The organism is Faecalibacterium sp. Marseille-Q3530 (assembly GCF_017377625.1).
Lineage (GTDB): Bacteria > Bacillota > Clostridia > Oscillospirales > Ruminococcaceae > Faecalibacterium > Faecalibacterium prausnitzii_E.
On the sequence record NZ_JAFREH010000029.1, the window covers coordinates 1 to 7,623 of the forward strand.

The window sequence follows — 7,623 nt, forward strand, 5'->3', positions numbered from 1 at the left end:
AGCGTTCGTCCTGAGCCAGGATTAAACTCTTTATAAATGATATTTATCACTTAAAAAGTGTTAAATCTTTTTCGCTCAGCACGCAATCGCTTGCGTCCTGTGTGAATTACTTTGTTTGGAATTGTTTTACGTGTTTTTCCAACACGAAAATAGGTTCCGTTACAAGTTTTTCGATATTGTTCAATTTTCAAGGTCCTGTGCGCCTCAGCCAACCGGCTGAAAGCTTAATTATTTTATCACAGAAGTGATTTTTTGTCAAGCACTTTTTTCGAAGCATTTCGAACGTTCTGAACTTGGATCACTTCAAGTTTCTCGGAACAAACCGGAACTTCTCGGCGTCTATTGGTTCTTTTCTCTCGCTTCTCAGCTGAGGCTTCGGAAGTCATTCTTTTGTCTCAGCACTTGGCGCTCAAGTATAATACCATACACCGGGGTGGATGTCAACACTTTTTTACAAGTTTTTTTAAGGAAATTTGAATTTCCTTCATTTTCTTGTATTTCATCTTCCATCCAATCGCGGCATGGTGCATCTGGTGATACCGTTTTTTGGTGTTTTTCTGACGTTATTTCTCAAAATTCCAGTACCGGGCTGACCTCATTCCGCCGCTGGGTCTGGACGACGCAGTCCTTTTCGGGGATGACACCGGCCGCACCAAAGGTGTTGAAGACCGTCTGCAGCGCGAGCATAGGGGTATTATTTTCCTGGGAAAGATGGCAGAGGGCAAACTTCTTGCACCCCTCCTGCACCAGTTCCAGGAGCTTTGCTGCGCACTCGTCGTTGGATAGGTGGCCGCGGGTGGACTCGATGCGGGAGCGTAAGTAATAAGGATACGGCCCGCTGCGCAGCATATGCAGGTCATAGTTGCTTTCCAGTGCAACAAGGTCACAGCCGGAAAGTGCCTCGTGCACCGGCGGCGTCAGGACGCCGAGGTCGGTGGCGATGGTCATGGTCTTGCCATCCGGGGTATGGATGCGGTAGCCAGCGCAGGGCACATCGTGGCTGGTGGGAAAAGCCGTGACACCAAAATCGCCGATGTCCTCTTCCCCGCCGGAGACGCTGTGCATCTCGCACGAAACGGGCACGATGCCATTGGCGTCCAGAAAATCCAGCGTAGCCGCTGCGCCGTAGACCGGCAGCGGATTCTTTTTCAGGAAGGTGGAAAGTCCCTTCACATGGTCGCTGTGCTCATGGGTGACGAGGATGCCCGCACAGTCGCTGATGTTCAGATCCAGTGCTTTGAGGGCCGCGCCTGTAGTGCGGACGCCTTTTCCCATATCCACAATGAGATATCGTTCGCCGCAGCGCACCACGCTGCTGTTGCCGGACGAGCCGGAGTATAATGAGATAAATTCTGCCATTGGTCTCCTCATAAAAGCAGCCCGCTGCAAAGACGCAGCAGGCTGGTTCAAATTCTGTGATTCTCTGTACAACCTCTCCGTCGGGCTTCGCCCGCCAGCTCCCCTATCAGGAGAAGCGGCATCACGTCAGCGATGACGGAGAGGTTTATTCCGTTACATAGCCGATTCCAGCGCAGCGGGCGCACGGTCCACCTTGCTGATGTCGGCACCCAGGCCGCGCAGTTTCTCCACGATGTTCTCGTAGCCGCGCTCGATGTGGCCGATCTCCTCGATCTCGCTGGTGCCGTCAGCCATCAGGGCCGCCACGACCATGGCAGCACCTGCACGCAGGTCGGAAGCGCGCAGCGGGGCCGGGCTGAGCTTGTCCACGCCCTCGAATACGGCGACTTGGCCGTCCACCTGCACGTTTGCGCCCATCTTGCGCAGCTCGTCCACATAGCGGAACCGGTTGTCCCACACGCTCTCCGTGATGGTAGAGGTGCCCTTTGCCACGCTGAGCAGCACACCCATCAGGGGCTGCATGTCAGTCGGGAAGCCAGGGTGCGGCATGGTGTTGATCTTCAGGGGCAGGATGTCGCCGGTGCGGCGGACACGGACAGAGTCATCGAATTCCTCCACTTCCACGCCCGCGCGGCGGAGCTTGGCTGTGATCGGTTCCAGATGCTTCGGGGTGACGTTCTCGATGAGGACATCGCCGCCGGTGGCCGCAGCAGCCACCATATAGCTGCCCGCCTCGATCTGGTCCGGGATGATGCTGTAGGTGCAGCCGTGCATCTGCTGAACACCGCGCACCTTGATGACATCGGTGCCCGCACCGCGCACATCGGCACCGCACATGTTCAGGAAGTTCGCCAGATCGACCACGTGGGGTTCCTTGGCGCAGTTTTCCAAAATGGTCTGGCCATCCGCCATGACAGCGGACAGCATACCGTTCATGGTCGCGCCGACGCTGACCTTATCAAAGAAGATGTGGGCACCGGTCAGGCCTTCCTTGGCACGGACAGTGATCATGCCGTAGTCCACACTGTCCTCGGCGCCCAGAGCGCTGAAGGCCTTGAGGTGCTGGTCGATGGGGCGGGGGCCAAGGTTGCAGCCGCCGGGCATGGCCACCTGCGCCTTGCCGAAGCGGGAGAGCAGCGCACCCAGGAAATAATAACTGGCGCGCATCTGGCGGGACAGATCGTCCGGCACATTGGTGCAGCTGATGTGGGTGGTGTCGATCTCGTAGGTGTTCCGGTTCAGCATCTTGATCTGGGCACCCAGGACGCTCAGGATCTTCAGGCTGACGGCCACATCGCTGATGTCGGGCAGGTTTTCGATGACACAGACGTCCCCGGCCAGAATGGTGGCAGGCAGGATGCCCACAGCCGCATTTTTGGCACCCGAAATGGTGACCGCACCGTGCAGGGGCTTACCGCCCGTAATAACAAATTTTTCCAATTTTATGATCTCCTTGTCGTGGGGCTTGCGTGTGCGCCCCCAAAGGGCTTTTGTTTCTCGTCACATTAAAATCCGATGCACTCCATTGGGCATACGCTCTCAAGATATGCTATCTTATTATACACGACTTCGGCCAAAAAGCAAAGACCCATTTGCACAGCAGGGATTATTTTCTGTTTTGCCCAGAAAAAGCACAGATATTCAGTTATTTTGTTTGTTTTTTCAAAAATTTTACAAAAATCTTGTCAGGCTGCACGAAGCAGGCCGCCTTTACCAGACGCAGTCTTCGCAATGTGTCTCCTTGAGCCAGCCCAACTGATAGGCCTTGACCAGCTGTTTCAGGTCATACACCCGCTCCCGCAGCACCTCGCCCTCGTCGGTCTCCTCCACGAGGATGCGGTGGTTCTCGGTCTCCAGGATGTTTTTCTGCGAGAGGATGTCGATGTTCTCATTTACGGCTTTTTCGGTGCTTTCGAAGGGCTGGTGGGTGCGCAGGGACATGGTGCGGCTGGAGTAGACCAGCGTATAGCCCGCGATGCCGGTCTTGTCGTGGTAGGCGCGGCAGAAGCCGCCGTCGATGACGACGAGACGGCCCCCGCCCTTGACCGGACTCTCGCCGCTCTTTTCGCGGACGGGCACATGGCCGTTGACGATGTGGCTCGTGCCGGGCAGGCCGAACTCGGACAGGATGCGGCGGCAGGCGGCCTCCTCGTTGTACCAGGTATAATAGGGGTCCTTGACCTCCTCGTGGGTGGCGGGGTCGGCAATGTAGAGCCGCTCAAAGGTGGTCATGGCGCTGCGGCCGAACAGCGGCGACAGCTTGCCGCACCACAGATACCACAAAAAGTCCTGCCCGCTCTGGCGCGCAAGAGAGCCTTCCGGGCCAAAGTAGCCCCGGCGGGCGCGCTCGTCGCAATAATCCATAAGGGCGCGTCCGGAGTAGCTGTGCCCCTCGAACCGCTCCACGGCAAAGCTGCCGCTCCGGGTCATGGGCACGACGCCGTGATAGAGCAGGTTGCCGTTCTCGATGTGGTAGACGCTGCCCTTGGCGTAGAGGAACTCGATGTGCTGCTGCAATTTCTCGCTCTGGCGGAAGGACTGGACCAGCTTGTCCAGCACCACCTGCTCGTCCGGATTGAGCCGGGCGGGGTCGGCGGGGTCTACGGTGGGAAAGCTCGTATCCCGCAGGGGGTATGAACTGCCGTTTACGGTGACGGTCCCCTTCTCCCAGTCGATGTGGCGGAGGAAGTCGCGGCCCTTCATCTTAAAATCGGGGTTGCGGTCGATGACGCAGCACTCCATCTTGAGCATGAGGATGGTGACAGCCTTGTGCATGACGGCGCAGCGGTGGAGCATACCGGGCGTATAGGGGCCGCGGGCCGCATCGGTGTGGGGCATCCAGAGGGACAGGTCGTCGTCGCCATAGAACTGCTCCGCCATCCGCTGCAAATGCCGCAGGTTGATGCCATAGCAGTCTTCGAGCATCCCGTGGTTGTGGTAGGCCAACGTGGTCTTGAGCACGGTGCAGACGCAGATGGGGCTGCCCGCAGCGGCACCCATCCAGACCACGTCGTGGTTGCCCCACTGGATATCGACATTGTGGTGGCGCATGAGCAGGTCCAGGATGATGTCCGGACGGGGGCCGCGGTCGAACAGGTCGCCGACGATATGTAACTTGTCCACAGCCAGCCGCTTGATGAGTTCACACAGGCGGACGATGAACTTGTCAGCCCGGCCGTTCTCGATGATGCTGCCCACGATCTGGCCGTAGTACAGATCTTTATCGTGGTCTTCGAAGTGGGCGTGGAGCAGCTCATCCAGAATGTAGCCGCAGCTTGCGGGCAGGCATTCGCGGACATGCTCGCGGGTGTGTTTGGAGGAGACCAGACGGCAGATGTCGATGAGGCGCAGGAGCGTCTCGGTATACCACTGGTCCAGCTCGTCCTCATCGGCGCAGCGGGCCTTGAGCTGGGGCAGCTTCTCGTTGGGATAATAGATGAGGGTGGCCAGCTCGGCGCGGGCCGCCTCCGGGATGGTATCGCCCAGCACGATATCGACTTTTTCGCGGATGACGCCGGACGCCGAGTTCAGGATGTGGACAAAGGCCTCGTTCTCGCCGTGCAGATCGCTCATAAAGTGCTCCGTACCCTTGGGCAGCTTGAGCAAAGCCTGTGTGCTGATGATCTCGCTGGCTGCTGCCGCCTGCGAGGGGTAATCCCGCGCCAGCAGGGCCAGATATTTCAGGTGGTCTCGGATCTCCTCATTTTCAGTGCGCATAGTGTCCTCCCCAAATTATGCAGTATTCTTTCATCGCATGAAATATTCAACCATAGTATACCACAACTGCGCCCAAAAATGGTATAATAGAAGCGAGCAATTTGTTCAAAACTTTCGCAAAGGACTTAGATAGTATGCCCAAAACCACCAACTTCGCACCCGAAACCTGCACACTCTGCCCCCGGCAGTGCCGCGCGGACCGCGCCGCCGGGCGGATCGGCTTCTGCGGGGCAGGCGGTGCGCTGAAAGCCGCCCGCGCCGCCCTCCATTTCTGGGAAGAGCCCTGCATCAGCGGCACACGGGGCAGCGGCACGGTGTTCTTTTCCGGCTGCACTCTCAAGTGCTGCTTCTGCCAGAACTACCCCATCAGCGTCGAGGGGCTCGGCAAGGAGATCTCCGTCGGGCATCTGGCCGAGATCTTTCTGGACCTGCAAGCGCAGGGCGCGCACAACATCAATCTGGTCACGCCCGGCCAGTGGCAGCCGTGGATCATCGCGGCGCTCGACCTGGCGCGGGCGCAGGGGCTGCACCTTCCCATCGTCTGCAACACCGGCGGCTATGAGACGCTGGAGAGCATTGAGCGCTGGCGGGGGTATATCGACATCTGGCTGGCCGACCTGAAGTACGTTTCCCCTGCCCTGTCCGCCGAGCTTTCGGCCGCGCCGGATTACTTTGCGGTGGCCAGACCCGGCATCGAAGCCATGATGGCGCAGGCCGGGCACCCGGTCTTCGATGCGGACGGCATCCTGCAAAAAGGCGTCATCCTGCGGCATCTGGCCCTGCCCGGCCACGTGGACGACAGCTTCGCCGTACTGGACCAGATGGCCGCCTGGAATCGCGCCGACCACGGCTGTTTCCTGCCCAGCGTCATGAGCCAGTACACACCTTTTTATAAAGCCGCCGACCACGGCATCGGGCGGCGCATCACCACCTACGAATACCGCCGGGTGGTCAACTACGCCATGGATCTCGGCCTTTCGGACGGCTACATGCAGCAGAAGAGCAGTGCCAAAGAAGAGTATACCCCCAGCTTTGATCTGACGGGGGTGTGACACGCTCCGTCGGCGGTGCCAACTCTCGCGAAGGTGACGGAGAGGGTTCGTCAAAACCGCCAAAAATCCCCGCTTATTTTCTCTTTTCATCCGCGGCATTTGCTTGCTATCTGCTTCGGGGTGCGGTATAATGGATACAACAATGTGTTCTCACATCGTTACGGTATAAAGCAACGACTTTTTAGGAGGAGCGTTATGGAACACTACAATCCGATCCTTGGCAGCGAGACCAGCGGGCAGAAGTTCATCACCTGCGGTGAGATCATGCTGCGCCTGACCCCGCCGAACTACGAAAAGATCCGCATGGCTTCCAGTTTCGAGGCCAGCTACGGCGGCAGCGAGGCCAATATCGCACTGGCACTGGCAAACCTGGGCGTGGACAGCACCTTCTTCAGCGTAGTGCCCAACAACAGTCTGGGCAAGAGCGCCGTGCGCTGGCTGCGCTCCAACGATGTCCACTGCACCCCCATGATCCTGACCGAGCCGGACGAGACCCCCTCGAACCGGCTGGGCACCTACTATCTGGAGACCGGCTACGGCATCCGCGCTTCCAAGGTCATCTACGACCGCAAGCACAGCGCCATCACCGAGTATGACTTCTCGCAGGTCGATCTGGACGCTCTGCTGGATGGCTTCGACTGGCTGCACCTGAGCGGCATCACCCCGGCTCTGGCCCCCAACTGCCGCGGCCTCATCATCGACATGCTCAAGACCGCCAAGAAGAAGGGCCTGACCGTCAGCTTTGACGGCAACTTCCGTTCCACCCTATGGAGCTGGGAGGAAGCCCGCGACTTCTGCACCGAGTGCCTGCCCTATGTGGATGTGCTGCTGGGCATCGAGCCTTACCACCTGTGGAAAGACGAGACCGACCACTCCAAGGGCGACTGGAAGGACGGTGTGCCCCTGCAGCCCAGCTATGAGCAGCAGGACGAGATCTTCCAGCACTTCATTGAGCGCTACCCCAACCTGAAGTGCATCGCCCGCCATGTGCGCTATGCCCACAGCGGCAGCGAGAACAGCCTGAAGGCTTTTATGTGGTACGAGGGCCATACCTTCGAGAGCAAGCTGTTCACCTTTAATATCCTCGACCGCGTGGGCGGCGGCGACGCCTTCGCCAGCGGCCTCATCTACGCCATGCTGCACGACTACAAGGCCATGGATATGATCAACTTTGCCGTGGCCAGCAGCGCCATCAAGCACACCATCCACGGCGATGCCAACATCACCGACGATGTAAGCTCCATCCGCAACCTGATGAACATGAACTACGACATCAAGCGTTGAGTTTCGCCTCAGCGCTTCCGTCTGCCGGGAACCGACCGCTGTACGTTGGTTTCCGGCTTTTTTTATGCCGTCAGCGTCACAAATTGACACCAATTTATCATTCTTCACTTGGTGTGCTGGTGGATGCCGCAAAGTAAGGCAAGAAAAATAACGTTCCTCTGAACACAGCAGCGCCCGCCGGGAGATCTCCCGGCGGGCGCTGCTTATTTAT

At 58.3% G+C, this 7,623-nt stretch carries 5 protein-coding genes; 2 read left to right on the forward strand and 3 right to left on the reverse strand.

Annotated features, from left to right (window positions below):
* Positions 1-570 precede the first annotated feature (570 nt).
* The 3 genes from J3350_RS13670 to J3350_RS13680 all read right to left on the reverse strand — a co-directional run bounded on the left by J3350_RS13670 (position 571) and on the right by J3350_RS13680 (position 5,076).
* Positions 571-1,359 carry an MBL fold metallo-hydrolase gene (locus J3350_RS13670; RefSeq protein WP_207687000.1) on the reverse strand — a complete coding sequence of 263 codons (789 nt, stop codon included), beginning with the start codon at positions 1,357-1,359 and terminating at the stop codon, positions 571-573.
* Between the two features lie 153 nt (positions 1,360-1,512).
* The gene (locus J3350_RS13675; RefSeq protein ID WP_370569335.1) at positions 1,513-2,808 is read right to left on the reverse strand and encodes a UDP-N-acetylglucosamine 1-carboxyvinyltransferase; all 1,296 of its coding nucleotides are present in this window, start codon (positions 2,806-2,808) and stop codon (positions 1,513-1,515) included.
* Positions 2,809-3,069: 261 nt separating this feature from the next.
* Positions 3,070-5,076: a fructose-1,6-bisphosphatase gene (locus tag J3350_RS13680; protein ID WP_207687002.1), complete on the reverse strand. Its 2,007-nt coding sequence runs from the start codon at positions 5,074-5,076 to the stop codon at positions 3,070-3,072.
* Between the two features lie 134 nt (positions 5,077-5,210).
* On the opposite strand from J3350_RS13680, the gene J3350_RS13685 reads away from it, so the two are divergent.
* Together J3350_RS13685 and J3350_RS13690 are read left to right on the forward strand one after the other, a co-directional pair.
* On the forward strand, positions 5,211-6,128 hold the full coding sequence (locus J3350_RS13685) for a radical SAM protein (protein WP_207687003.1): 918 nt from the start codon (positions 5,211-5,213) through the stop codon (positions 6,126-6,128).
* Between the two features lie 195 nt (positions 6,129-6,323).
* A complete protein-coding gene (locus J3350_RS13690) occupies positions 6,324-7,412 on the forward strand; it encodes a sugar kinase (RefSeq protein WP_097793472.1) in 1,089 nt (362 codons plus the stop codon).
* Positions 7,413-7,623 lie beyond the last annotated feature (211 nt).